At 38.1% G+C, this 25,863-nt stretch carries 21 protein-coding genes; 17 read left to right on the top strand and 4 right to left on the bottom strand.

The features are described from left to right. Positions 1-23 precede the first annotated feature (23 nt). Complete coding sequence (gene brnQ, locus ACSU6B_RS05085) at positions 24-1,349, top strand: branched-chain amino acid transport system II carrier protein (protein ID WP_215003351.1); 1,326 nt, start codon at positions 24-26, stop codon at positions 1,347-1,349. 189 nt (positions 1,350-1,538) lie between these two features. Here the strand turns inward: brnQ and ACSU6B_RS05080 are convergent, their stop codons facing one another. Then, positions 1,539-1,883, bottom strand: coding sequence for a hypothetical protein (locus ACSU6B_RS05080; RefSeq protein WP_374103871.1), 345 nt, complete (start codon positions 1,881-1,883; stop codon positions 1,539-1,541). 189 nt (positions 1,884-2,072) lie between these two features. Between ACSU6B_RS05080 and ACSU6B_RS05075 the strand changes: the two genes are divergently transcribed. Together ACSU6B_RS05075 and splB are read left to right on the top strand one after the other, a co-directional pair. Continuing rightward, entirely contained in the window at positions 2,073-2,321 is a 249-nt protein-coding gene (locus tag ACSU6B_RS05075; RefSeq protein ID WP_410883270.1) for a transcriptional regulator SplA domain-containing protein, read from the top strand. Beyond that, positions 2,314-3,342 carry a spore photoproduct lyase gene (gene splB, locus ACSU6B_RS05070; protein ID WP_410883267.1) on the top strand — a complete coding sequence of 343 codons (1,029 nt, stop codon included), beginning with the start codon at positions 2,314-2,316 and terminating at the stop codon, positions 3,340-3,342. Before ACSU6B_RS05075 ends, splB begins: the two co-directional genes overlap by 8 nt. A gap of 34 nt (positions 3,343-3,376) precedes the next feature. Here the strand turns inward: splB and ACSU6B_RS05065 are convergent, their stop codons facing one another. Both ACSU6B_RS05065 and ACSU6B_RS05060 read right to left on the bottom strand, forming a co-directional pair. Beyond that, entirely contained in the window at positions 3,377-4,981 is a 1,605-nt protein-coding gene (locus tag ACSU6B_RS05065) for an MDR family MFS transporter (protein ID WP_410883265.1), read from the bottom strand. Positions 4,982-5,102: 121 nt separating this feature from the next. Beyond that, positions 5,103-5,963: a TetR/AcrR family transcriptional regulator gene (locus ACSU6B_RS05060; RefSeq protein ID WP_410883263.1), complete on the bottom strand. Its 861-nt coding sequence runs from the start codon at positions 5,961-5,963 to the stop codon at positions 5,103-5,105. A 154-nt stretch (positions 5,964-6,117) separates the two neighbouring features. Here ACSU6B_RS05060 and ACSU6B_RS05055 point away from each other — a divergent pair, with 154 nt between their 5' ends. The 13 genes from ACSU6B_RS05055 to ACSU6B_RS04995 all read left to right on the top strand — a co-directional run bounded on the left by ACSU6B_RS05055 (position 6,118) and on the right by ACSU6B_RS04995 (position 23,930). Next, positions 6,118-9,282 (top strand): efflux RND transporter permease subunit, encoded by a 3,165-nt coding sequence (locus ACSU6B_RS05055; RefSeq protein ID WP_410883261.1) that lies wholly within the window; start codon positions 6,118-6,120, stop codon positions 9,280-9,282. A gap of 463 nt (positions 9,283-9,745) precedes the next feature. Beyond that, positions 9,746-11,698 (top strand): LTA synthase family protein, encoded by a 1,953-nt coding sequence (locus ACSU6B_RS05050; RefSeq protein WP_410883259.1) that lies wholly within the window; start codon positions 9,746-9,748, stop codon positions 11,696-11,698. Between the two features lie 136 nt (positions 11,699-11,834). Continuing rightward, the gene (locus tag ACSU6B_RS05045; protein ID WP_410883257.1) at positions 11,835-13,862 is read left to right on the top strand and encodes a YhgE/Pip family protein; all 2,028 of its coding nucleotides are present in this window, start codon (positions 11,835-11,837) and stop codon (positions 13,860-13,862) included. A gap of 57 nt (positions 13,863-13,919) precedes the next feature. After that, positions 13,920-15,458, top strand: a complete 1,539-nt coding sequence (locus ACSU6B_RS05040; protein WP_410883255.1) for a spore germination protein — start codon at positions 13,920-13,922, stop codon at positions 15,456-15,458. Then, positions 15,451-16,713, top strand: a complete 1,263-nt coding sequence (locus ACSU6B_RS05035) for a Ger(x)C family spore germination protein (RefSeq protein WP_410883254.1) — start codon at positions 15,451-15,453, stop codon at positions 16,711-16,713. The genes ACSU6B_RS05040 and ACSU6B_RS05035 overlap by 8 nt, the downstream gene beginning before the upstream one ends. Positions 16,714-16,952: 239 nt before the next feature. Further along, a complete protein-coding gene (locus ACSU6B_RS05030; protein ID WP_410883252.1) occupies positions 16,953-18,044 on the top strand; it encodes a GerAB/ArcD/ProY family transporter in 1,092 nt (363 codons plus the stop codon). A gap of 185 nt (positions 18,045-18,229) precedes the next feature. Further along, a complete protein-coding gene (locus tag ACSU6B_RS05025) occupies positions 18,230-18,385 on the top strand; it encodes a YezD family protein (protein ID WP_285289242.1) in 156 nt (51 codons plus the stop codon). A gap of 79 nt (positions 18,386-18,464) precedes the next feature. Beyond that, positions 18,465-19,181 carry a phosphoadenylyl-sulfate reductase gene (locus ACSU6B_RS05020; protein WP_215009883.1) on the top strand — a complete coding sequence of 239 codons (717 nt, stop codon included), beginning with the start codon at positions 18,465-18,467 and terminating at the stop codon, positions 19,179-19,181. Positions 19,182-19,189: 8 nt separating this feature from the next. After that, positions 19,190-20,287 (top strand): inorganic phosphate transporter, encoded by a 1,098-nt coding sequence (locus ACSU6B_RS05015; RefSeq protein WP_410883340.1) that lies wholly within the window; start codon positions 19,190-19,192, stop codon positions 20,285-20,287. Positions 20,288-20,292: 5 nt separating this feature from the next. Next, the gene (gene sat / locus ACSU6B_RS05010; protein WP_215003324.1) at positions 20,293-21,441 is read left to right on the top strand and encodes a sulfate adenylyltransferase; all 1,149 of its coding nucleotides are present in this window, start codon (positions 20,293-20,295) and stop codon (positions 21,439-21,441) included. A gap of 16 nt (positions 21,442-21,457) precedes the next feature. Then, a complete protein-coding gene (gene cysC, locus ACSU6B_RS05005; RefSeq protein WP_369448211.1) occupies positions 21,458-22,057 on the top strand; it encodes an adenylyl-sulfate kinase in 600 nt (199 codons plus the stop codon). A gap of 24 nt (positions 22,058-22,081) precedes the next feature. Further along, positions 22,082-22,807, top strand: coding sequence for a sirohydrochlorin chelatase (locus ACSU6B_RS05000; RefSeq protein ID WP_410883249.1), 726 nt, complete (start codon positions 22,082-22,084; stop codon positions 22,805-22,807). 238 nt (positions 22,808-23,045) lie between these two features. Next, positions 23,046-23,930 carry a YitT family protein gene (locus ACSU6B_RS04995; protein WP_215009887.1) on the top strand — a complete coding sequence of 295 codons (885 nt, stop codon included), beginning with the start codon at positions 23,046-23,048 and terminating at the stop codon, positions 23,928-23,930. A gap of 48 nt (positions 23,931-23,978) precedes the next feature. On the opposite strand, the gene ACSU6B_RS04990 is transcribed toward ACSU6B_RS04995, so the two are convergent. Next, positions 23,979-25,193, bottom strand: a complete 1,215-nt coding sequence (locus ACSU6B_RS04990) for an MFS transporter (protein ID WP_410883338.1) — start codon at positions 25,191-25,193, stop codon at positions 23,979-23,981. A 227-nt stretch (positions 25,194-25,420) separates the two neighbouring features. Here ACSU6B_RS04990 and ACSU6B_RS04985 point away from each other — a divergent pair, with 227 nt between their 5' ends. After that, a complete protein-coding gene (locus ACSU6B_RS04985) occupies positions 25,421-25,846 on the top strand; it encodes a MarR family winged helix-turn-helix transcriptional regulator (protein ID WP_215003315.1) in 426 nt (141 codons plus the stop codon). The last annotated feature ends 17 nt before the right edge of the window (positions 25,847-25,863 follow it).

The raw sequence follows: 25,863 nt of genomic DNA, 5'->3' as shown, positions 1-25,863 counted from the left end.
TTTTATCCCAAAGGAGATTTTTAATGAATTTTTCTGCCAAACAAATTGTCTTTATTAGTTTTATGCTTTTTTCAATGTTTTTCGGTGCAGGTAACCTTATATTTCCACCTTTTCTGGGGCAATCAGCGGGTACTCATCTTTGGACAGCTCTTGCTGGTTTTATAGTTTCAGCTGTTGGACTACCTATTTTAGGCGTTATAGCGGTTGCAAAGGCAGGAAGCTTTAACGAGCTAAACCAAAGGGTTCATCCTTTTTTTGCTTTCATTTTCCCATTTTTGATTTATATCGCTATCGGACCTGGACTAGCTATTCCTCGTGCAGGGAGTCTTGCGTTTGAAATGGGGTTAGCTCCTTTTTTGCCAGAACATTTAGTAGGCAACCCTGTTTCTTTGTTAGTGTATAGCATCATCTTTTTTGGATTAGTGGCATGGTTGTGTATGTTTCCGTCGAAACTTATTGATCTTTTCGGGAAATTATTGACTCCTATTCTTTTGGCTTTAATTACGATTATTTTTATAAAGAGCTTAATTGACCCAATAGGTTCATTTGCGGTACCGAAGGGAAATTATGAGACAAACCCTGTATTTCAAGGGGTGTTAGATGGTTATTTAACTATGGATGCACTGGCTGCTTTAGCTTTTGGTATCGTGATATCAAACACATTAAAAGCACAAGGTGTCCACGACAACAAAAAAAGATCTTTATACATGATGTACGCAGGATTAGGGGCTGGATTACTGCTAACCGTGATTTATCTGATATTAGGGTATTTAGGGGCGGCAAGTTCGTCTTTGGGACAAACGGAAAATGGAGCACAAATATTATCTAATGTAATGACTTACTTATTTGGTCAAAGCGGCTCCTTTATTTTAGGCTTAGTCTTTACAATTGCATGTTTCTGCGTGTCCATTGGTTTAGTTACTTCCTGCAGTCAATTTTTCGCAAATGCCATACCAAAAATAGATTATAAGAAGTGGGTTATTATCTTATCTGTTCTGAGTACCGCCATTGCAAATTTAGGTTTAACGCAAATATTACAGATTTCTGTTCCGATACTTGGGATGATCTACCCGTTGGCGATCGTAATTATCTTTTTAGGCCTCATCGATGATTTTATCAAAAGATATCCGCAGATTTATATCTTTGTTGTAAGTTTTGTTGCCCTTTTTAGTATCATAGATACGATTAATAAAACTTTCCTTGCAAATAAATGGAGTGGGGTACTTGATATTCTTCCTTTTTACATGGAAGGACTTGGGTGGATTATTCCTGCCCTTATCGGTTTAGTTGTAGGCTTTCTTTTTGGAATGTTTAGGGGAACCTCTTCGGAAGATAGAATAAAACAATAACGGTTAAATCTTCTTCATAGGATGAACAAGAAAAAACACGGCAGTGAACAGCCGTGTTTTTCTTATATTAAAAATCGAAAAAGAGCCGATTGAGGTTATTGACGACTGATAGTGAGGAAAAAGGAAGGATACTATAGTCAATAGGGGTTATTGACTACCGAAAGTTAACCGGCACTCTTTTACAAAAATCTACGATTGTTTTTTATCAGTTTTCTTCTCACTAAGAGCACGATAAATTTGCGTATACATACTGCCTTGAACAATATTTTGTAGGAAAAAGTCTCCAATAAGCTTTAAGTATTCCTCATCCTCAAACATTTTTTTGTTTTGTAATTCCATTTCAGCTAAGCCTTCATATTTGGTAAGTAGTGCGTATGTATGATCCTCACCTGAAACGGGTGTTAAAATCTCCACATTTTGATCATAATTCTCATTTCTGAATGTTTTTAGTTCCTTTAAATTTTCAATACCTTCTTGGAATTTATCCTGTTTGATCTCAAATGTCTGATACACAAAAATTGCCACTGGCAGCATCCCCTAGTTTTAATTTTACAAACTTATCATTACATTTCCCTTAGATTCAAAATTTATTCTTCAATCAATGCTCTTTCATTAAAGCTGTAGGTTCTACGTTGGAAATGGAAATATTTCTTTCCACTTAAAAATCTCCACTGGTGAATAATATCAATAGAAAACCTAGATATGAAAGGATTAGGTGGAAAAATGGAATCATACCAACCAGGACAAATCGTACATATAATTATTCGGAACCCGCATGCACAGGATGTAGCCAATATCCAAGAAGCCGCAGTTGTGCAGAATCCTGAGAACCCTGATCAACTAGCACTTTTTGTCTACGAAACCTATTACCCCTTAACAGATGAAATTGCGGTCTATTTGTCGGCAAATGAGGCGGAATCTGCTTATCAGGAGGCGTTTGGAATGGCAGAGATGGGGGATTATTATGGTTAAGCCTTTTGTTCCTCAACTCGTTTACGTTGAACCAAGTGCACTGGAATATCCACTTGGGAAAGAGTTAATTGCCAAATTTGAACATATGGGCATTGAAATAAGGGAAACAACTTCACACAATCAAATAAGAAATTTACCTGGCGATAATGATTTTCAAAAATACCGCACCGCCAAATCCACGTTAGTCATTGGGGTAAGGAAAACATTAAAGTTTGATACCTCCAAACCATCTGCAGAATATGCCATCCCGTTTGTGACAGGATGTATGGGCCATTGCCATTATTGCTATTTACAGACAACTATGGGCAGTAAACCTTATATTCGTACCTATGTCAATCTTGAAGATATTTTTGAGGCTGCAGAGAATTACATGAAAGAACGTGCACCTAATCCAACCAGGTTTGAAGCCTCCTGTACATCCGATATCGTAGGCGTTGACCATTTGACCCATACATTAAAAAAGGCGATAGAGTTTTTCGGACAATCTGAATATGGCAAGCTCCGCTTTGTAACTAAATTTGCTCATGTGGACCATTTACTTGATGCTAAACACAATGGAAAAACTCGTTTTCGCTTTAGTGTCAATGACGATTATATTATCAAGAACTTTGAACCGGGAACATCAAGACTGCCCGATAGAATAGTGGCAGCAGGTAAAGTGGCAGGCGCTGGGTTTCCTTTAGGTTTCATTATTGCCCCGATATATCTACACGAGGGATGGAAGGAAGGATATAAAGAAATGTTAGAAAAGCTGGAGGCGGAACTTCCGGAGTCAGCTAAACAGGATTTAACCTTTGAAATGATTCAGCATCGTTTTACAAAACCAGCTAAGCGTGTGATTCAAAAAAATTACCCGATGACAAAACTTGAACTCGATGAGTCAAAAAGGAAATGGAAATGGGGCCGTTACGGGATTGGTAAATTCGTCTATACGAATGAAGAGCAAGAAGATATAAAAGATACTCTTGGCAGATATATTAACACCTATTTTCCGCAAGCAAAAATAGAATATTTCACATAGAAAAAGAGGGATTCAATTTGAATCCCTCTTCATCTTATGATTCAGTTGCATCTCGATTAAACGATGTCACTTGTTTTGCGCCGCTTTCATTAAGTTCGCCATCTCGTTTTATACGACCTTTGCCAACAGCAAGAGCCACAAAAACCCCGACTGCGATAAAGATGAGCCCTGTTAAGAAAACCGTAGAAAAAGAATCGGACCAGGCAATTTGAATAGCATGAATCACGCTATTTTGGATATCTTCAGGCATTTTTAATAGACTCGGATTAAGCAGTAAACTAAATAGTGAATCCGTTTTTTCTGAAAGAGCTTGTAATGCTTGGTGAGCTATTGGATTTTCAGCATCATTAGCTGCAGTAACCATTTTTCCTTTAAGCGTGTGATTCATAATAGAATTTAAAACGGTAATCCCAATTGTGCCACCTATGGAGCGAAAGAAGGTGGAAGCTGATGTAACAGTTCCCAGTTGGGATTTTGGAAATTCATTTTGAATAGCAATCATTAATGTTGGCATCACTAAGCCCATACCTAAGCCAAGAACCACCATATACGCATAAGCAGTAAATTCGTTTGAATCGATGCCCATTGTACTCATTAAAAAGAATCCTAAAGCACCAAGAAGCATACCTGAAGTTAGTACTGTACGGAAACTAAATCTTAATAACAACTGACCGCCAACAACACTGGCAGCGATCATGGCAATCATCATTGGAGTCATTGTAGATCCAGCCTGGGTTGGTGAAACGCCAAGAATACCTTGCATATACATAGGTACGAACATAATCGCTCCAAACATCCCAAGACCAAGCAAAAATCCTAATGCATTCATTGTTGCAAAAATTCGATTTTTAAAGAATGAAAGGTCCAGTATAGGTTCAGCAGCTTTTCGCTCAATAAATCCGAATATGATAAGCAGTAAAATTGAACCACCGAAAATTAGGATGGATGTGGTTGAAGCCCATTCAAATTTATCCCCGCCGAATGTTAAACCAAGTAATAATAATACGATCGCAGGAATTAAGGTGATTATCCCTAAATAATCGATATTAACTTTGTCTTTTTTCTCAATTGATTCGTGCTTTAATCCCATAAAGATTAAAATAGCGGAAAGTAGTCCAAAGGGAACATTAATTAGGAAAATCCAGTGCCAACTAATGCTATCGACAATAAGTCCGCCTAAGAAAGGACCGATAACTGAACTTAGCCCAAACAACCCACCAAAAATCCCTTGCCATTTAGCCCTTTGTTCAGCTGTAAAGATGTCCCCAATGATTGTCTGAGAAAGGGGCATAATCATCCCGCCGCCGATACCCTGAAGGCCTCTATAGATGACTAGTTGTTCCATAGATGTTGCAGTGGCACAAAGACCTGAACCAATAATAAAGATAATGGTTCCAAGTAAATAGAGGAATCTTCTCCCGTAAAGGTCAGATAGTTTTCCAACTATTGGAACCACTGTTGTTGAAGTAATCATATAGGCTGTTGTAACCCACGCAAATATGGTAAAGCCATTTAACTCAGAGATGATTGTAGGCATTGCTGTTCCTACGATTGTTTGCTCTAGTGCACTGAAAAACATACCGATAATTAAACCGGTTATGACTAATTTTGTATTTATTCTTTTCTCTTCTATCGCCATAATTATTTCTCCTATCTCGATGTTATAAAAAGATTAATGACTATATCGTCATAAAATATACACTATAACTGGCCGGTCAGTCAATAATTTTCGCATCGAGAGGAAATTTGTACCATTTCCTCTATAACTCAAAACCATAAAAGGAAGCAATTTCGTTCCTGTATTTTTCAAGTGTTGAAATTCCTTTAAAGTTTGAAAGCATTCCTTTTATTACTGGAATACGTGGGCTTTTCTTGGTGATCTCCTCTTCAAGGACCTCAATTGAGATTTCTAACGCTTCTTTATTTTCCATCTGCTCTATTTCAGTTCTCATTTTTTGAACGATCGTAATTACATTAGTAGATTCAAAACAATGCTTGGAACTTTTTAATATTTTCCCGAGTTTCTGCTCAGTTATGAAGGGTTTATCTGTGGTAATCTCTTTTACAATACTATCCATCCTTTTCAATAAAAAGTGGGATAGTTCCTCAATCTCAAACTCCTTTGGTTCGAGTATTAATAACCCTACATAGGATTTAAACAAACCCTCAAGAATTAACGCAAGATCAATTGAAAAAGTTTCCGTGTCCGGTCCATAAATAGAAACTAATCCTTTACGATATAATAAATGAGATTCAAAGCGCTTTTTGAAAAAAAGTTTCTTAATTTCTTCATTTCTTGGGATGGCTTGTTCTTTGGAGAGCATGATTAAAAACTCTTTATGTCCAATAAAGGTTCCGAAAAAAGCAGTGAGTTGCTTGATGAATTTTTCTCGGGGGGATAAACCCTGGTTTTCAAAATCTAACAGACTTGAATCGATGGTCTCGAATATATATTCCAATATTGCGAGTAATAAATCATCCTTTGACTTAAAATGTAGGTAGAAAGCTCCTTTAGAAATACCGCTTTCTGTTGCAATTTCTTGTATTGAAGTAGAGGAAAAACCTTTTTGAGCAAAAAGCTTCATCCCTGATTTTATGATTACTTTCTCCTTTTCCGTCAAAATAAACCCTCCATTAATTGATGTTCCTATATTAAAAATTTATTATCATTGACTTCTGACCGATTGGTCAGTATTATTATGTCTAATGTGACCGTATAGTCAATCCTATTCCAATCAAACCAAAATGTCAACAAGGCATAATAAGGAGAGAAGTATGAAAAAAATCATTCAGTTTTCATTGAAGAACAAATTTGCCGTATGGCTGTTAACCATTATTATTACAATTGCTGGATTGTATTCAGGAATGAACATGAAACTCGAAACTATTCCAAATATCAACACACCACTTGTTTCAGTTTTGGCGGTATATCCTGGTGCGACGCCAGAACAAGTAGCTGAAAAAGTGACAGAACCAATTGAAAAACGAGTGGAGAATTTAGACGGGGTTTCTGTTGTTAGTTCCTCTTCGTTTCAAAATGCTTCATCTATACAAATAGAATACAATTTTGATAAAGATATGGAAAAAGCTCAAAATGAAGTAAAAGAAGCATTAAGCAATTTAGAACTTCCTGATGGAGTGAAGGCACCAAAAGTTTCCCGGATGAGTTTCTCAAGCTTTCCAGTCATGTCCTTAAGTATTACAAATTCAGAACAATCTTTGGCAGGATTAACAAAAACAGCTGAAGAGGAGATCATTCCAGAACTTGAGGGTGTTGAAGGAGTATCAACCGTTCAAATATCAGGGCAGCAAGTTGACGAAGTTCAATTGAAATTTGATGAAACTAAATTAAAGAATTATGGATTAACCCAAGAAACAATCAAGAATTTAATTAAAGCTACAGACGTTAAATTTCCATTAGGTTTATACACATTTAAAGATACGCAAAAGTCAGTTGTCGTCGATGGTAATGTGACATCGATCGATGACCTAAAAGCAATAAAAATTCCCGTAGTCCCATCTACAGGTGCACCGCAGCAAGGAATGACGGGTGGTCAACAAAGTCAGGTACAACAAGGTATGACAAGCGGCCAAGTTAGCCAAGGCAATCAAACAGCACAGGTTCCACCTTCGATTCCTACTGTAGACCTTAAAGATATAGCAACAATTGAAGTAGTAGGGAAAGCCGAATCTATTTCCAGGACAAATGGTGTGGAATCAATCGGTGTGCAAATTACTAGTGCACAAGATGCAAATACTGTAGATGTTGTTAACGCAGTAAAAGAAAAACTAAGTGGTTTTGAAGCTAAGATTGATGGGTTAAAAGTAACAACGATTTTTGATCAAGGGAAACCAATCGAAGAATCGGTTGCAACAATGCTAAATAAAGCGATATTTGGTGCAATCTTTGCCATGATTATCATATTGCTTTTCTTGAGAAATTTTCGGACAACAATTATTTCAGTCATTTCGATTCCTTTATCGATATTAATAGCTATTTTACTTCTTAAACAAATGGATATTACGCTAAATATGATGACACTCGGGGCAATGACAGTTGCGATCGGTCGAGTAATTGATGATTCAATTGTTGTCATCGAAAATATATTTAGACGAATGTCTCTTAAAAATGAAACACTTAGTGGTAAGGAATTAATTGTGGCGGCCACTAGAGAAATGTTTATGCCGATCTTTTCTTCAACTATTGTAACAATTGCTGTATTCCTGCCATTAGGATTGGTAAAAGGGCCAGTAGGGGAGATGTTCTTACCATTTGCATTAACAATCGTCTTCGCATTAATGGCTTCTCTTTTAGTAGCCATTACAATTGTACCAATGATGGCTCATTCTTTATTTAAAAAAGGGATATCATTAAAACAAGAGCATGTTGCAAATAAACCTGGTAAATTAGCTTCTAATTATAAAAAGGTTCTTAATTGGTCGTTAAACCATAAAATTATTACCTTTGGGTTAGCTATCTTACTGTTAATTGGCAGCTTGTTCCTTGTACCGGTCATTGGGGTAAGTTTCCTTCCTTCTGATGAACAAAAAATGGTTGTTGCCACTTATAAACCAGCACCAGGTCAAACTTTGGATGAAGTTGAAAGGATAGCAACCGAAGCAGAGGGATTTTTTGAGCAGAGAGCAGGAGTAAAAACCATTCAGTTTTCTGTTGGCGGAGAAAATCCAATGAATCCAGGGCAAAGTAATTCTGCCATGTTTTTTGTTGAATATGACAAAGATACTAAAAACTTTTCACATGAAACCGAAAAGGTTATCAATGACCTAAAGAAACGAAAAGATAAAGGTGAATGGGCAAGCCAAGATTTTTCTGGCATGGGATCATCGAATGCTCTAACGTTTAACGTCTATGGTGACAATATGGATGAAATTGAACCAGTCGTGAACAATATATCGAAGATTTTTAAGAAAAACGAATCCCTTAGAAATGTGAAAACGAGTATCTCGGATACGTATGAAGAATACACATTAGTTCCTAATCAGGAAAAGTTAAGTCAATTAGGACTTACTGCAGCACAGGTTGGAATGGGCCTAGCAGGAAATGGCCAACGTCAAGTATTGACAACAATTGAAAATAACGGCAAAGAAATGAATGTCTATCTAGAGGTTGAGAAAGATGAATATGAAGATATTAATGAATTGACAGATAAAACGCTTCAATCCCCTATGGGTATGACAGTTCCGATTAAGGATGTCGTCGACGTTAAAGTGGGAAACACTTCTGACACGATTACAAGGCGTGATGGTCGTATTTATGCAAGTGTAAGTGCAGAAATTACAACTAAAGATGTATCAAAAGTTTCGAAGGCTGTTCAAAAGAAAGTAGATACGTTAAAAATGCCATCGACCGTGGATATATCTGTTGGCGGTGTATCAAAAGATATTGCTGAATCCTTTACACAGTTAGGCTTAGCAATGCTTGCAGCCATTGCAATTGTTTATCTAGTTCTCGTTATTACATTTGGTGGAGGTTTAGCACCACTAGCGATTCTATTCTCGTTGCCATTTACCATTATCGGCGGGTTATTAGGATTATTGATCGCTGGCGAAACCTTAAGTGTTTCAGCAATGATTGGCGCCTTGATGTTAATTGGGATTGTTGTAACGAATGCAATCGTATTAATTGATCGTGTCATTCATAAAGAAAATGATGGATTATCGACACGAGAAGCCCTTCTGGAGGCAGCCGGGACACGTGTTCGCCCAATTCTTATGACAGCAATAGCGACAATAGGTGCACTTATACCACTAGCAATCGGTATGGAGGGAAGTGGACTTATTTCAAAGGGATTGGGTGTCACTGTTATCGGTGGACTGACAAGTTCGACACTGCTTACCTTAGTAATTGTACCGATTGTGTATGAAACACTAATGAAAATGAAGCGAAAAGAAAAGAAGCAAGTAGAAAAAGTTTTATAAGTAAGCAATGGTAAAACTTATTGTTGATTTTGGCACCCTGTTGATTGGAGTGGAAGGCGCGAAGACTCCTGCGGGAGAACGGGGCAGGGGAGACCCCGCAGGAGCGCAGCGACGAGGAGGCTCCCCGGACCGCCCGCGGAAAACGAAGCGCCTGGAACGGAAATCAACAGGCAAGTTTAACGGTACCAATAAGTAAAATAAAATGAATAGAAACTGATTCTCCGTTAACGTATTATTAACGGTAGGGTCAGTTTCTTATTTTTTTATCGACACCTTGACATTTTAAAAAAATGGAGTATAGTAATATTCTTATGTTGCCGAATTTGATTATTTCTAAAATATTCATGGATTATTCATATTTAAATGCTAATATAGATGATAGACTATTGGGAACAGTATCTACCTATTAAATTTAAAATAATGACTAAAATTATATAATAATAGACTACAAGGCAGGTGCTATATGAATAACGTATTTCAAAAAGGTCAAAGTATTTTTAATAAATATGTTGGCTTTTTCTTTTTGACTGTATTTTTCCTATGGATGAAGACATATATCGTTCAATTAACGCAATTTGACTTAGGGATAGAAAATTCCCTTCAGAAGTTTCTATTATTTATCAATCCGCTTGGATCTGCCTTACTTTTCTTAGGACTTTCTTTCTTTTTAAAAGGGAGAAAAAAGTATATTGGGCTGATTGTCATCGATTTTCTTTTATCGATTTTATTATATGCGAATATCATATTTTACCGTTTCTTTAATGATTTTATTACTCTACCAACATTAACGCAGACACAAAATTTTGGCGATGTAAGCGGAAGTGTGACGTCCCTATTAAAACCGTATGATTTCTTATTCTTTATTGATATCATTATTTTGGCTGCCTTACTTGTTTTACGTTTTGTGAAAATTGATGCTAATGACATGAATCGCGGAAAAGTCGCAGCATTATTCTCAATGGCTCTTGCGATTTCTAGTGCAAACCTAGCCCTAGCTGAAACAGACCGCCCTCAATTATTAACCAGAGGATTTGACCGTAATTATATTGTGAAGTATTTAGGTATGTACAATTACACCATTTATGATGCAGTTCAAAGTACGAAAGCATCCGCTCAAAGGGTTATGGCGAGCAGTGATGATATTACTGAAGTCGTTAACTATACAAAATCGAATTATGCAAAGCCAAATCCAGCTTACTTTGGTGCTGGAAAAGGAATGAATGTAATCTATCTTCATCTTGAATCAATGCAAAACTTCCTTATTAATTACAAGTTGAATGGGGAAGAAGTAACACCATTTTTAAATTCATTAACGAAAGATCAAAATACGCTTTACTTTGATAATTTCTTCCATCAAACAGGTCAAGGTAAAACATCTGATGCTGAATTCATGTTAGAAAATTCATTATATGGATTACCACAAGGGTCAGCATATACGACAAAAGGTTTAAACACATATGAAGCTGCTCCCGCAATACTAGGTCAGCAAGGCTATACGTCTGCAGTATTTCACGGGAATTCAGGAAGCTTCTGGAATCGTAACGAAATTTATAAATCATTTGGTTTTAACAAGTTCTTTGATTCAAACTACTATCAAATAGATTCTAAAGATCTAGCAGAGTATGGACTGATGGATAAGCCATTTTATGAACAATCGATTCCACTTTTGGAATCTTTACCAGAGCCATTCTATACAAAATTTATTACCGTATCGAATCATTATCCGTACCCGATTAATGAAGAAGACGCAACGATTGCACCAGGTACAACGGGTGATAAATCGGTTGATGGGTATTTTCAAACTGCTCGATATGCGGACGAAGCATTGAAGCAATTCTTTGACTACTTGAAAAAATCAGGATTATATGATCATTCGATTATTGTCATGTACGGTGATCATTATGGAATTTCAGAAAATCATAATAAAGCAATGGCACAGGTAATGGGAAAAGAAATTACACCATTTGAAAATAGTGGATTACAGCGCGTGCCATTATTTATTCGTGTACCAGGAATGGAAGGTGGAGTAAACCACGAGTACGGTGGTCAAATCGATCTTCTTCCAACACTTCTTCACTTGCTTGGCACGGACACAAAAGAGTATGTTCAATTTGGAACAGACCTATTATCTAAACAGCATGATGATGTAGTTCCTTTCAGAGATGGAGGCTTTGTAAGTTCAACTATCACCTCTATTGATGGTAAATTCTATGATTCTAAAACGGGAATGAAATTAGAAAAAGCTAAAACCGAAGAAGCTAAAAAAGATCAGAAAATCGTCGAATATAAATTAAAGCTATCAGATAAAGTTGTAAATGGAGATTTATTACGTTTCTACAAACCTGAAACGTTTATTCCAGTTGACCGTTCAAAATATAACTATAATCCCACGACTGATGTGGAACCCAATAAGTAAGTAAAACAAAGAGGGCTGCCTAAGTAAATATTCTTAGGCAGCCCTCTTTGTGTATTTCATTTCTATTTCCTGAATCTTTTCCTGTAGATAGTAGGAAGATAAGATCATGGACTACTAGTGAAAGGTGGGGGAAATAGTGGGGAAGATTTTTCATATTTACCAAACGGATTGGAGAAATATATTTAGAGTTCCAACTGTAGTTTTGTTAATTGGGGCACTAATGATTCTGCCTTCTGCCTATGCATGGGTTAATATCAAATCGATGTGGGACCCTTACGGCAATACATCGGGGATTCGGGTGGCTGTTAGCAACGAGGATGAAGGAGCGGAAATTCGTGGGAAGAAATTTAATGTTGGAAATGATACTGTAAAAAGCCTAAAAAAGAATCACCAGCTTGGTTGGGTTTTTGTGAATCGGAGCGATGCACAGCGTGGCGTAGAGAAAGGGAATTACTATGCATATCTTATTATCCCAAAGGATTTTTCAAAGAAACTTACGAGTATTTTAGAAGTGAACCCCCAAAAACCAAACATAGAGTTCGCTGTTAACGAAAAAATCAATGCCGTGGCGCCGAAAATTGCAAACTCAGGGGCATCGAGTGTTACGGCGCAAATTAGTCAGGCGTTTATTAAAACGGTGGGGAATGAATTATTCTCTGTATTTTATAGAGCAGGTATTGAGCTTGAGCAAGCATTGCCTTCCATTCATAATGTTGAGAAACAAATCTTTGAATTAGAAAAAGCATTACCGCAGATTGAGGAAATGGGAAAAAAGGCGATAGAACTGGAGGAGAGGCTGCCCGAAATACAAGCAAAGGGACAGAAAATTATTGAACTTGAACAAAGAATACCCGAAATCCAGCAGGCCGGCACCAGTATCTTAAAGGTTGAAGCTAGTTTGCCACTTTTAAAGGATGTCGGGGACAAAGTGATCGTATTACAGGGGAAACTTACTGATATGCAGCGTACCACCGATATCATTTCAGAAGTAGTCTCGAATTTAAATGAGATAGAAACGAAACTTAAACAAGCAATCGATAGCGTAAAGGATACAAAACAGGTGGATACTACAGCGAATCAAGAGCAATTAGACCAATTGTACGAGGAGTTAGTAAAAATCCATAGTAGCATCCACGAAACTCGGACTGGCATTCAACAGAAAGTGGACGAAGCAACCCGGGTTATAAATTCAGCAGCCTTATTTTTTAAAAATGATTTGCCCAGGGTTGAACAGAAACTACATAAGGCGGCTGATTTTGTGCGGAATGATTTGCCAAAAGTGGAGGAAGACATTCGAAGAGCAAGGAACCTTGTTCAAACAAGGCTTCCCGAACTTGTAAAAGTTGTTCATAAAGCAGCGGACTTAGCTCGAAATGACTTACCAGGATTTGAAACTAAAATTAGAAGTGCGGCCGATAAAATCCGTAAGTTTGAAGGCAGTGTGAATATAAATGATTTAATCCAATTTCTTAAACATGATCCTCAAAAAGAAAGTAACTTTTTATCAAGCCCAATCCTATTGAAAACGAAAAGGTTATTTCCTATCCCGAATTATGGATCGGCGATGACCCCCTTTTATACGATGCTGGCTCTATGGGTCGGAGCCACTCTCCTGATTGCTTCATTAAAAGTAGATGTCGATGACCCTGAGAATAGATACAAAAGCTACCAAATCTATTTAGGGAGGCTGCTAACATTTGTGACGATCGGCATCTTCCAAGCAGCCATTGTAGCTCTGGGTGATTTGTTTTTAATTCACACGTATGCTGTGGACAAACTTTGGTTTGTACTTTTAAGCATTTTTATCAGTATCGTGTTTGTTACGATTACGTATTCCTTATGTTCGGTGTTCGGAAATATTGGAAAAGGTTTAGCAATCCTTTTCTTAGTCCTGCAAATATCTAGTTCGGGAGCTACGTTTCCAGTTAGTTTGACCTCTTCCTTTTTTCAAAAATTAAACCCCTTTATGCCGTTTACGTATGCGGTAAGCATGCTCCGTGAAACGGTCGGTGGAATGATCAAAGAGGTGGTTTTTAAAGATATCCTTTCATTAATTGTCTTTGTATTCATTAGTTTTCTTGTAGCACTGATATTAAAAAAACCATTAAGCAAACGGATTCAACAAACAGCAGAAAAAGCAAGGACGACTAAGATTATTCCTTAGATAGGTTGTATATTTTTATAACTAAGTAAAACAATATTAGTTATGGAGGTGGGGCTTGTGGTAAGTGGCCAGCCAAATTTGATTAAGAATAGTCTTCTATCTTCCTCACTAATTGAAAACATTGCTTCTATTAAGAACATGTTCGAATCCTGTGAAGATATCGAATATAAACACATGGACATTTCAAATGTTGAAGGATGTTTAATCTACCATCCAGGAATGGTCGACCTTCAATTGTTAACCGAAATCGAAAGTCATGTCGTAACCATTAATGAACATCACACAGTCAGAACAAAACAAACCAATCAAAATTTCATAAAAAAGAATTTTTTATTTATTAATGTTAAACATTCAAATAGTTTAAGTACAATCGTTGAACAGTTGTTATTAGGGAATACTATTTTATTGATTGATAATGAAGACCAGGCATATTTGCTGCAAACGGCTAAATATACGGGCAGAGCCATAACGGAGGCTGTTACTGAACGAACTGTTCGCGGGCCGCGTGAGGGTTTTATCGAGGATTTAGACACAAACCTCGCGCTTGTACGTAAACGGATACGAACTCCACAATTAAAAGTAAAATTTCTAACCCTGGGTCGACAAACCAATACAAAAATAGGCATTTTATATATGGCCGGAATTGCTAGTGAGGAAATTGTCCAAGAAATAAAAGACCGGCTTTCCAAAATAGACATTGATGGAATATTAGATAGTCAATATATTGAGTCTCTAATCCAAGATTCAAAACGGTCTCCGTTCCCAACCATATACAATACTGATCGTCCAGATAAAGTATGTGGGAGCTTACTTGATGGAAAGGTCGCCATTATCATTGATGGGTCTCCCTTTGTATTGACAGCACCTGCCCTTTTTGTGGAATTCCTCCACACCAGTCAGGATTATTACGATAGTTCGCTAGCTGCTACAATGGTTCGTTGGGTCCGATTTTTGGGGCTTTTTGTAACCTTAATTCTTCCTGCATTTTATGTAGCACTGACCACCTTTCATCCCGATTTATTACAAACAACACTTCTATTGAGAATTGCCGGGAGCCGTGAAGGTCTTCCATATCCCGTTTTAATTGAAGCGATCTTTATGCTCATGACTTACGAACTGATTCGGGAAGCTGGCTTGCGAATGCCTAAAACGTTTGGGAGTCCAATAATAATCACGCTTGCTTTAGTTATCATTGGCCAGGCGGCCGTGCAGGCTGGAATAATTGGGTCAGTTTTAAGCATTGTTGTTTCGATCACAGCGTTAACATCATTTATTATGCCAAACTATGCGTTTCATCAAATAATTAGAATGTTAGGCATTCCCTTGCTTATTTTGGCTGGGTTATTTGGATTCATGGGTATCCTTGTTGGTCTGATGTTCGGTTTAACCCATGTTATCAGTCTGCGTTCTTTCGGTGTTCCCTATTTTTCGCCAGTATCACCTGCAATCTATCAGGGCTGGAAGGATGTCTTTATTCGGGCTCCTTGGTGGGGAATGAAGTCGCGTATTCCAGGTATAAATATCAACAATTTCCACCGAAGTGGAGAGGCTTCTTCATCATCATCAGTAGGCAGTAAGGAGAAAAAGGATGAGTAATATCAATAAGTTTAGATGTTTAATAATCATTGTTATTAATTCTCTCTTGCTTATTTCTTTAACAGGCTGCTGGAGCTCACATGGGGCAGAAGAAAATGCAGTTATTGATATCATGGGTATTGATATCAATGAAAAAGGAGAATATGAAATCACTGCATCCATTGTAAAGACTTACCAAGTATTTTCACTAACATCAAAAAATAATTCAGATGGAAAAGGTGAGAATTCCTATATTATTTCTACAACCGGTAAAAGCATTGTCCAAGCTATTTCACGATTAGCAAGGACTATACCGAAGAGACTCTATTTTGGACACATGAATGTACTTATTTTGGGTAACACTTTTGCTTCTGAGAAGAACTTGGAGCAAAGTTTAGATTATTTTAAAAGAGAAAATGATTTTCGTCCGAATTTGCAACTTTATGTAACAAAAGGGAAGGCAAAGGATATTATTACCACAAAACCAGAGTTAAAGCCAACACTTGGTTTGGAAATAAGAGGCATGTTTGCGACGAATCGGTATGACACATCTTCAATGGTCAAAGACATTAGTAAATTTTCAGAGGGTTTAAGCAGTGTTTCAATGGAACCTTATACAGGGGTACTATCTACCTCAATTGCGAATGATAAATTAGCTCAAACAGGAAAAGTCGAACCCATTGGAAAAGAAAGTAGGAAAAGTCTGATTCCTCAAGAAAGTAGAGAGGCTTCACTAAGTTTAAACGAAACAGCTGTGTTTAAAAGTGGGAAATTAGTTGGATACTTGAATAATGAGGAGACGAATGGCTTATTGTGGCTTAAAGGAGACCTAGTTAAAGATGTGATCATTGCTCCTTGTGGAGATGGGTCTAGTGAAGGGAACACTAGTCTCATCATAAGAAAGGTAAACACTTCTATTTCACCCGAAAAGAATGATTCGAAGATTGCTTTTCATGTTGATATTCATGCCGACGGTGAAATCAGTGAGATAACCTGTTCAACTCCTTCTATTTCAAGTAATTATTTAGCTAACCTAAATCGCCAGGTTGAAGGAATAGTAAGAAAAGAAATAGATGATTTGTTTAGAAAGATTAAATATGACTGGAATACAGATATCATTGGCTTTGGTGACCAATTTAAACGGAAATATCCTGAAGATTGGAGGGGAATGGCTTCGTCATGGAAAAAGGATGGTTTTAAAGATACAGACATCGATATAAACATAGATTTTTCAATAACAAGATTCGGCTTACAAAAAGGAACTACATCAGAATAGAGGGAAAAAATGAAAACTTTATTCTTCTTACTATTTATCATACTTGTAGGTATCACAACAGTTTCTCATCTATATACTTCCTGGAGAAAGAAGGAGAAAAAAGTGATGTTTATTCAAATGGGTATCCTGGGATTAACAATTGTTTTAGGTGGTGTGTTGATATACGAATTCCAGCTTCCATCCTTATCAAAATTATTTAATACAATAAGCCCGTTTTAGTAGATTGGAGGGAATTTCCTATGATTGAAAAGGGAAGAATTAGTAATATTCAGGCTTCTATGTTAGCGATCACTTCTTTGACGATCATCGGGCATTTAATTATTTTGACGGTTGTGATGGCACATAGTAAGCAAGATGGGTGGATTGCAGGAATATTCGGAAGTGCACTGGGGCTCATTGGAATAGTCTCGTTGGTTAAGCTTTCTCAGCGATTTCCAGGCTTAACTTTAATTGAAATTCTTTTTCAGCATTTCTCCTGGATTGGGAAAATACTGGGACTCCTATATTTGTTTTATTTTTTTATCATGGCATGTTTGGCAACAAGACTCTACGCGGAGGCTTATAAAAGAATTATGATGGAAACACCAATGTGGGCATTTATTACGGTGATTCTTCTATTATCAATCTATATCGTTCATAAAGGTCTTGAAACATTAGGAAGATTGAACCAGGTGATGTTGCCAGTTTTGGTCATTTTCGCCATGGCTGTTGTAATCTTAACCATAAATGAAAAAAAGGATTATACCAACCTCCTGCCTTTTTTAGGTAACGGGTTATATCCCGTTTCTTTGGGCTCGCTCACCGTAATGGGGTGGTTTGGTGAATTTGCAATAATGGGAATGGTTTTACCGTATGTTCAAAATCCAAAAAAACTAATGAAAACAGGGATTTATAGCGCACTTTTAACATTGATCTTCTTTTTAGGGCCTATCACAGGGCCTATAGCACTATTTGGGCCAGAAGAAGCCGCGAAAATGGCTTTTCCTACTTTTTCGGAAGTAAGGTATATTGAAGCAGGCGATGTAATCAATCGCTTTGATGCCATTGCGATTCTCTTTTGGACGGTTGGATTAATGATACGTATTTCTTTATTCCTCTATGGGCTGTGCCTTGGGACCGCACAAATATTCAAAACCGATACATACAAACCTTTTATCATTCCATTCGGATGGTTAATCGGTGTAGGTGCCGTACTTTTCGCCAAGAACTATTCCGAAATAAATGAATTTCTGTTTCAGTCATATGTCCCCATAAATATTCTAATGGGAGCGGCTCTACCACTTCTATTCCTATTCATTACAATGATGCTGAAAAAGAAAAAAACGGTATAAGAACTGGTCTATAGTTCCTTGGATAGGACTAGGCAGACATTCGAATGAATGTCTGCCTCTTTTTAATTTTGGAACACTCTAGGATTTTTTAAATATTATAATAAATTATATTGACAATTCCTATGCGTATGGTAGGATTAATCTTAATTTAACAATTCAATGAGTTTTAAAGGGAGGCGAATCATCTGGAAGGTTCAGAATGGCAGGAAGTAAAGGAACATATTGAACGTATGCTGGACACATTAAAATATGGATCTATTACACTAGTAGTTCAGGATGGAAAAATAGTACAAATTGAGAAAAATGAAAAGGTTCGTCTTCAATCAAATAAAATTCGCTGACTAGAAAAACTTAAGGAGGTCTACACCTTTTTGGGGTGGGAGACAGCTTTTGTATTATGACAAAGGGGGTCCATAGAGGATGACAAAAACAGTGACTTATAATAATTGGAGTGAAATCTCGGAAAACTTCTCTATTCAGGATGAGACAAAGGGTGCCAGGTCTGTTTTAGAGTGGGCATATAGCAATTATCCTGAAGGGAAAATTATCTATGCATCTAGTTTTGGTGCTGAAGCAATTGTATTAATCGATTTGATTTATCAGGTAAAAAAAGATGCTCAGATTGTTTTTTTAGATACAGGGCTCCACTTTCCTGAAACGTATGAAGTGATTGATAAGATTGAAGCTCGTTTTCCAGAGTTACAAATCGAGCGAAAAACCCCTGATTTGAGTTTAGACCAACAAGCAGCAGAATATGGCTCGGCATTATGGAAACGTGATCCAAACCAATGCTGCCAAATCAGAAAGGTCATCCCTCTGCGCGAGGCATTGACTCCAAAAGATGCATGGATTTCAGGTCTTCGGAGAGAACAGTCGCCAACAAGGAAGGATACGCAATTCGTTAACAAAGATGATAAATTTAAAAATATAAAAATCTGTCCATTAATTCATTGGACGTGGGATGAAGTTTGGTCGTACATCAGGGAAAGAGACCTCCCTTATAACCAATTGCATGATCAAAACTATCCAAGTATTGGCTGTTTCCCTTGTACACAGGCCGTCGGAACAAATGGTGATTCCCGAGATGGGCGTTGGACGGGCAGCAGTAAAACGGAGTGCGGTTTGCACTCTAAGTAAAGGAGGTCATTCCTACGCTTACCATAATTGCGGTTTCAATAGGATTATTTTTTGCAGTAAATATTGGTGCTAGTGGTGCTGCAGCGTCGATGGGTATATCCTATGGAGCCGGTGTAATAGCAAAAAGAAAGGCATTGGCTCTTTGTGCCATTGCAGTTTTCCTAGGTGCTTGGCTAGGTGGAGAGGAAGTCGTAAAGACTATTGGGAGCGGGATTGTCCCTAGCAGTACATTTACGACGGCGATTGCCTTGATTGTGCTTGCCTCAGCAGCATTATCATTATTCCTTGCCAACATTTTTGGGATTCCTCTTTCGACCAGCGAAGTGGCAGTAGGATCAGTTATTGGAGCTGGTGTAGTCTATCAATCGGTTTTTGTAGGCAAGGTTTTGTGGATAGCAATGTTTTGGCTGCTTACTCCTTTTGCTGCATTTGTTATTGCCATTTTGGCTGCATCACTGTTGAGGCGACCATTCATTAAAACATGGATGGATAAGTCAAAAGCTGGTCCTATATTAGCAATCATTGTTGTACTTATGGGCTTGTTTGAAGCCTTCTCCGCTGGAATGAATAATGTAGCAAATGCAGTTGGACCACTTGTTGCCGCAGGATTAATGCATAAGGGAGATGCGGTAATCTGGGGCGGTCTAGCCGTTGCACTCGGTGCATTCTTTCTCGGAAACCGAGTGCTTGAAACCAATGGGAAAAAAATAACGACTCTCAGGATAGAAGAAGGTTGTGTAATTTCTGGTACTGGTGCAAGTATTGTTACTGCTGCCTCTCTTTTTGGAATTCCGGTCCCATTAACGCAAATTACCACTTCCTCCATAATCGGAATTGGCTATGCTAAATATGGGAAGGCAGTCCTAAAAAAGGATATCGTGGTTCAACTACTAACTGTTTGGATTGTTTCTCCTGTTTTATCGATGGTGCTTTCATACACCATTATTCAATTGGTGATTGAACAGAACTTCTATCCAATTATTGCAATGATAGGTGTTCTAATCTCCGTTTTTGGTGTGATGTTCCTAATGAAGAAAACACCTTCGAAGGTAGTAGTCCCAAATACAAAAGTATCTAATAAATTAAAATTTGTAGAGAAAGGTTGATCAAAATGTCATACTTACCAAAACCTCATGGAGGAAAACTTATTCAAGCATTCGACCCCAATTACGATCTAACCACTATCGAAAAGGAAATTGAAATTGATGCGATTGCATTAAGTGACTTAGAATTAATTGGTATCGGATTATTCAGTCCTTTAAAGGGCTTTCTTGGACAAAAAGACTATGAATCTGTCGTGAGCAATATGCGTTTAGCAGACAATACCATCTGGTCTATCCCTGTAACCTTACCCGTATCTTACGGTGTTGCTGAAACACTTGTGGAAGGAGAAGAGTACAAACTTTCATTTAACAAGGAAGTCTATGGTGTTATTAGGGTTTCAGAATGGTATGAACCTGATTTAGACAAAGAAGCACTTGAAGTATATAAAACAGAAGAACTTGCCCACCCTGGTGTGAAACGTCTTTACGAGAGAGGACCTGTTTACGTTGCTGGGGAAGTTGTACTCGTAAAAAAAGCCGAAAAAGGAGTATTCGGTGATGTGTGGTTTGAACCGAAGGAAACACGGGCTATTTTTGAAGAAAAGGGCTGGAAGACTGTTGTAGGTTTCCAAACAAGAAATCCTATTCATCGTGCACATGAGTACATTCAAAAAGCTGCCCTTGAAACAGTCGATGGCTTGTTCGTCAACCCGCTTGTAGGCGAAACAAAGTCAGATGATGTCCCTGCGGATGTCCGTTTGAAAAGTTACCGCGTTTTACTTGAGAATTATTATCCTAGCGAACGAGTTCAACTTGGTGTGTATCCAGCAGCTATGCGATATGCAGGACCAAGGGAAGCCATTTTCCATGCACTTGCCCGTAAAAACTTTGGCTGCACTCATTTTATTGTTGGTCGTGACCACGCAGGAGTTGGAAACTATTACGGAACTTACGATGCCCAGCATATTTTCAGTAATTTCACGGAAGAAGAACTTGGTATCAAGCCTTTGTTCTTTGAACACAGCTTCTACTGCAATAAATGCGAAGGAATGGCTTCTGATAAAACTTGTCCGCATAGCAAGGAAGACAGAGTGATTCTTTCTGGAACAAAGGTAAGAGAGATGCTGCGAGCAGGAGTACTTCCACCGGCTACCTTCAGCCGCAAAGAAGTTGTTGAAGTGTTAATCGAGGGAATGAAAGAAAAAGCAACCGTATAAGGAGGAAAATAAATCAATGTCTAAACCAACGAATATTACTTGGCATGAAACATCTATTTCCAAAAAAATTCGGCGTGAAAAAAATGGTCACGGAAGCTGTGTACTCTGGTTTACGGGACTCTCAGGATCGGGAAAATCAACTATCGCAAATGCTGTATCGAACGAATTGTTCCGTCAGGGGATCAATGAATATGTCCTTGATGGTGATAATATTCGCCACGGTTTAAACAAGGATCTTGGTTTTTCCGATTATGACCGAACTGAAAATATCCGAAGAATTGGCGAAGTTGCCAAGTTGTTTGTCGACAGCGGCAAAGTGGTGACCACCGCCTTTATTTCACCATTTCGCTCTGATCGTGAGCAAGTGCGGGCTTTATTTGAAGACGGTGAATTTATTGAAGTTTTTGTCCAATGTCCAATCGAGGAATGTGAACGTCGCGATCCCAAGCAACTCTATGCGAAAGCACGTCGTGGCGAAATTAAAGATTTCACGGGAATCGATTCACCTTATGAAGCGCCAGAACAACCGGAAATCACCCTCCGTTCTGATCAGGTAAGTGTGGAAGAGGCAGTGGAACAAGTCTTTGCTTATTTAAGAGAGAAAAAGATTATCTAAATGATGAATAAAGGAGCAGCGAGAATGAGAGGGATTCTTTACATTGGCCACGGCACACGCTCAAAAGAAGGAGCAGCAGAAGCAAATTCCTTCATACATAGAGTAATGGAACGAATTGATGTTTCAATTCAGGAAATGAGCTTTCTAGAGTTGACCGAACCAAGTATTGAGGAAGGCTTTCGGCGCTGTGTGATTAGGGGAGCGACGGAAATTACAGTCATTCCCCTGTTCTTGTTGTCAGCAGGTCACATTAAAGAAGATATTCCTCAAGCACTGACTTCTCTTCAGAAGCGGTTTCCGAATATCGAAGTGAAAATAAGGAATCCTTTTGGTGTCCAGGGGAGGATTCTCGATGGAATTGCTGAACTCGTTAGGAACAACGTCGTAGATTTATCTTCGGAGGATTCCATTTTAATTGTTGGAAGAGGAAGCAGTGACCTGAGCATTCACACTGCCTTCGCACAGATATCTGAAGGGATTCAGGAACGTCTTAGGACGAAACTTGTTTCTGTTTGTTATTTGGCTGCTACTGAGCCCAAGTTCCCAGTAGGTCTTGAGGTTATTTCCAAAAAATCAACTGGAAAAATAATCGTTGTTCCTTATTTATTATTTTCCGGCCTACTTTTAAAGGAAGTCGATCAAAAGGTCAGCATGAGACAAAATCTAGGTCAGCAAATTATCCACACAGGTTCGCTTAGCAAACATCGAGTCATTGAGGATATCATCATTGAGCGGGTTGCAGAATGTTAAAAATACTCTGATTATTGTAAATGCACATTAGCTAATAGTCCAATGGATTATTAGCTATTTCTTTGGAATCAAATTATATAAATGATCTCAAAACATGAACTGAAGTTCACTTTTTAATAAGATAAATGTTATAATAAAGGTGTAAATGTAAATATCTCTTACATAAATAAATCTAAGAGAAGAGAGGCTAAAGCAGGGGATAATAAAATGGTAAAATCTAACGAAAAGATGTGATTATGTGACAGAACTTATGAATGAAAAAATTCAACACCGCAAGTTACCACTTCGAAAAGTTATTCTTCGAACCATCGCTATTACAATCGGAGCCATTCTTATGGCTACCGGGTTAGAAATTTTTCTAGTTCCTAATCATGTTATTGATGGCGGCATTACAGGTATTTCAATTATGCTTGCCCATATAATTGGATGGAAATTAGGGATCTTCATCTTCATATTAAACTTGCCTTTTGTTTATATGGGATATAAACAGATGGGGAAAACCTTTGCATTTTCTACTGTTTATGGAATAATCGTTTTATCTATTTTTGTATCATTTTTCCACCCGATTCCAGCTTTTACTGATGATATTCTCCTTGCTACTGTTTTTGGAGGGATGATTCTGGGTATGGGTGTAGGAATCGTCATCCGAAATGGCGGAGCGTTAGACGGGACAGAAATATTGGCACTTGTGATCACTAAAAAGGTCCCATTTTCAGTTGGCCAGATCATCATGTTTATCAATATCTTTATCTTAGGAGCTGCCGGTTTTGTGTTTAGTTGGGACCGGGCAATGTACTCCTTGTTAGCCTATGTTATTGCATCTAAAGCGATAGATTCTGTTGTTGCAGGATTAGAAGAGTCCAAATCTGTTTGGATTATTAGTGATGAAGCAGAAGAAATTGGAAATGCTATCAATGCCCGACTGGGAAGAGGGGTAACTTACATTAAGGGTCAAGGTGCTTTTACTGGAGATAGCAAGAAGGTCATTTTCAGTATTATCACGAGGTTGGAAGAATCTAAATTAACCACAATTGTAGAGGATATTGATCCAACAGCCTTTTTAGCTATAGCAGACATTTCAGAAGTCCGCGGAGGCCGATTTAAGAAAAAGGATATTCACTAACAATAAATAAAAGGATCTGCAAATGAATCACAGATCCTTCAACTAGTATTAGTGGCCTAAACCAATATCATCTACATGCTTCACATGTTTATTATTAACCCAGATAAAAAGGACCGAAACGATGACAAACCCTGCTCCAACAAGAAATGGAACACTTGGATTATAAATTTCGGCAAGTTTTCCGGCAGTAAAGGGAGCAATCGCTCCTCCAATAAAACGGAGGAAGCTATATGCAGCAGAGGCCGTTGATCGTTCAACGGGGGCAGCATTCATCACGGCTGTAGTGATGAGTGTATTGTTATTTCCTAATAACGCACCTGCTAGGATAACGGCGGCAATGATCACCCACTGGGTTGATGTCCATATACCCATTGAAACCAAAAGGAGAGCAAACAAGATTAACATCATACACATCGATTTTATGGTTCCAAACCATTCGGAAAGTTTTGGAGCCATAAATACAGAGGTGACAGCCAGTAGGATACCCCAGCCAAGAAATACGAAGCCTAATCCGTGTTCATCCAAGCCCATAACGAAAGGTGCATATGCCAGCAAGGTGAAGAAGCCAAAATTGTAAAGGGCAGCTGCAATACCGAACACTAACAGTGAACGATGCTTTAAAGCGCGAAATGGATCTAATAATGAAGTGCGAGCTTTTACCGCATTTTGAGCAGTTGCTTTTGGCATTAGGATGAAAAGGCCAATAAAGGCAATAACCATCAAGGTGGCTACCCCAAGAAACGGGCCACGCCATGACATCGCGCCAAGCCAACCGCCAAGTAGCGGGCCAACTGAAATCCCTAGTCCAATTGCAGCTTCGTATAAAATGATTGCTTTTGCCGTTCCACTATTTGAGAGGGAAACGATCGCAGATAAAGCCGTTGCAACAAACAGTGCATTTCCAAGGCCCCAGCCGCCTCGAAGCCCAACGAGTGTCCAAATACCATTTGAAATACCGCCAAGTGCCGAAAATACCGCAATGATTACGATTCCAGAAAGTAACGTCCATTTGATGCCAAGCCTTGTTGAGATTACCCCAGTAATAAGCATGGCAACGGCCATAACGGCATTATAGCTAGTGAATAGTAAGGTTACTTCAGTTTGTGTGGCATTTAATTGTTCGGCGATTGCCGGTAAAATAGGATCAACAAGACCCAACCCCATGAACGCGATAATACTTGCAAAAAAAACAGCCCAAACTGCTTTTGGCTGGGTAAGTAAACCAACCTTTTTACCGAGTGCCTCCGATTTGTGTGGCTGCATTGTTAATTTAGATTCTGGTCTTGGTGACATCTAATTTCCCCCTGTATTTTTGTTTCCATCCTTTTGAATTAGTTGTATGATGAAAGTATATAATTGTATTATACAATCAATTTCCACTGCGTCAATAGTGCTTTTGCAATAAATGTAAGGTTGAGATACATATCATAGACTACATATGTTATCATATTTGTTATATGAAATAAGGTTGACAGTGAGGAAGGAAAGAAATGGATGAACATTCATTAGAAATGATCGAACTTGAACTAGCAATTCTGATTCGCCGAACTACTTCAATTTCGAACAATAAAAAATTCGGGAATCTTGATAGATCTGCCTATTTAATCCTTCGCCGCATCAAATCGAAGGGGGCAGTAGGGGTTAAAGTTTTGGCGGAGGAATTCAAGTTAGATATATCTACAGTCAGTAGACAGGCAGCAGCTTTAGAGCATAAAGGTTATTTGTATAGAATTCCCGATCCATTGGATGGGAGAGCTTACACTCTTCAGTTAACTGAACAGGGTACAAATGAATTATTCGATTATAAACAGGCGCGTTTGAAGCGAATTACCGAACTATTAGAAGACTGGACTGATGAGGAACGCAAATTATTCGGGATACTTTTGGAAAAATTCAATCAGTCATTTAATACCTAAATTTTTATAACTGTTTT

Source organism: Neobacillus sp. C211, from assembly GCF_051842875.1.
Classification (GTDB): Bacteria; Bacillota; Bacilli; order Bacillales; family Cytobacillaceae; genus Neobacillus.
The sequence above is the reverse complement of the archived record's forward strand: the minus strand, read 5'-3'. Positions and strand labels throughout refer to the sequence as shown.

Excerpts from the sequence above, each read along its gene's own strand:
- brnQ (WP_215003351.1), top strand. The coding sequence starts at position 24 with ATGAATTTTTCTGCCAAACAAATTGTCTTTATTAGTTTTATGCTTTTT.
- ACSU6B_RS05080 (WP_374103871.1), bottom strand. The coding sequence starts at position 1,883 with ATGCTGCCAGTGGCAATTTTTGTGTATCAGACATTTGAGATCAAACAG.
- ACSU6B_RS05075 (WP_410883270.1), top strand. The coding sequence starts at position 2,073 with ATGGAATCATACCAACCAGGACAAATCGTACATATAATTATTCGGAAC.
- splB (WP_410883267.1), top strand. The coding sequence starts at position 2,314 with ATGGTTAAGCCTTTTGTTCCTCAACTCGTTTACGTTGAACCAAGTGCA.
- ACSU6B_RS05065 (WP_410883265.1), bottom strand. The coding sequence starts at position 4,981 with ATGGCGATAGAAGAGAAAAGAATAAATACAAAATTAGTCATAACCGGT.
- ACSU6B_RS05055 (WP_410883261.1), top strand. The coding sequence starts at position 6,118 with ATGAAAAAAATCATTCAGTTTTCATTGAAGAACAAATTTGCCGTATGG.
- ACSU6B_RS05050 (WP_410883259.1), top strand. The coding sequence starts at position 9,746 with ATGAATAACGTATTTCAAAAAGGTCAAAGTATTTTTAATAAATATGTT.
- ACSU6B_RS05035 (WP_410883254.1), top strand. The coding sequence starts at position 15,451 with ATGAGTAATATCAATAAGTTTAGATGTTTAATAATCATTGTTATTAAT.
- ACSU6B_RS05030 (WP_410883252.1), top strand. The coding sequence starts at position 16,953 with ATGATTGAAAAGGGAAGAATTAGTAATATTCAGGCTTCTATGTTAGCG.
- ACSU6B_RS05020 (WP_215009883.1), top strand. The coding sequence starts at position 18,465 with ATGACAAAAACAGTGACTTATAATAATTGGAGTGAAATCTCGGAAAAC.
- sat (WP_215003324.1), top strand. The coding sequence starts at position 20,293 with ATGTCATACTTACCAAAACCTCATGGAGGAAAACTTATTCAAGCATTC.
- cysC (WP_369448211.1), top strand. The coding sequence starts at position 21,458 with ATGTCTAAACCAACGAATATTACTTGGCATGAAACATCTATTTCCAAA.
- ACSU6B_RS05000 (WP_410883249.1), top strand. The coding sequence starts at position 22,082 with ATGAGAGGGATTCTTTACATTGGCCACGGCACACGCTCAAAAGAAGGA.
- ACSU6B_RS04990 (WP_410883338.1), bottom strand. The coding sequence starts at position 25,193 with ATGCAGCCACACAAATCGGAGGCACTCGGTAAAAAGGTTGGTTTACTT.
- ACSU6B_RS04985 (WP_215003315.1), top strand. The coding sequence starts at position 25,421 with ATGGATGAACATTCATTAGAAATGATCGAACTTGAACTAGCAATTCTG.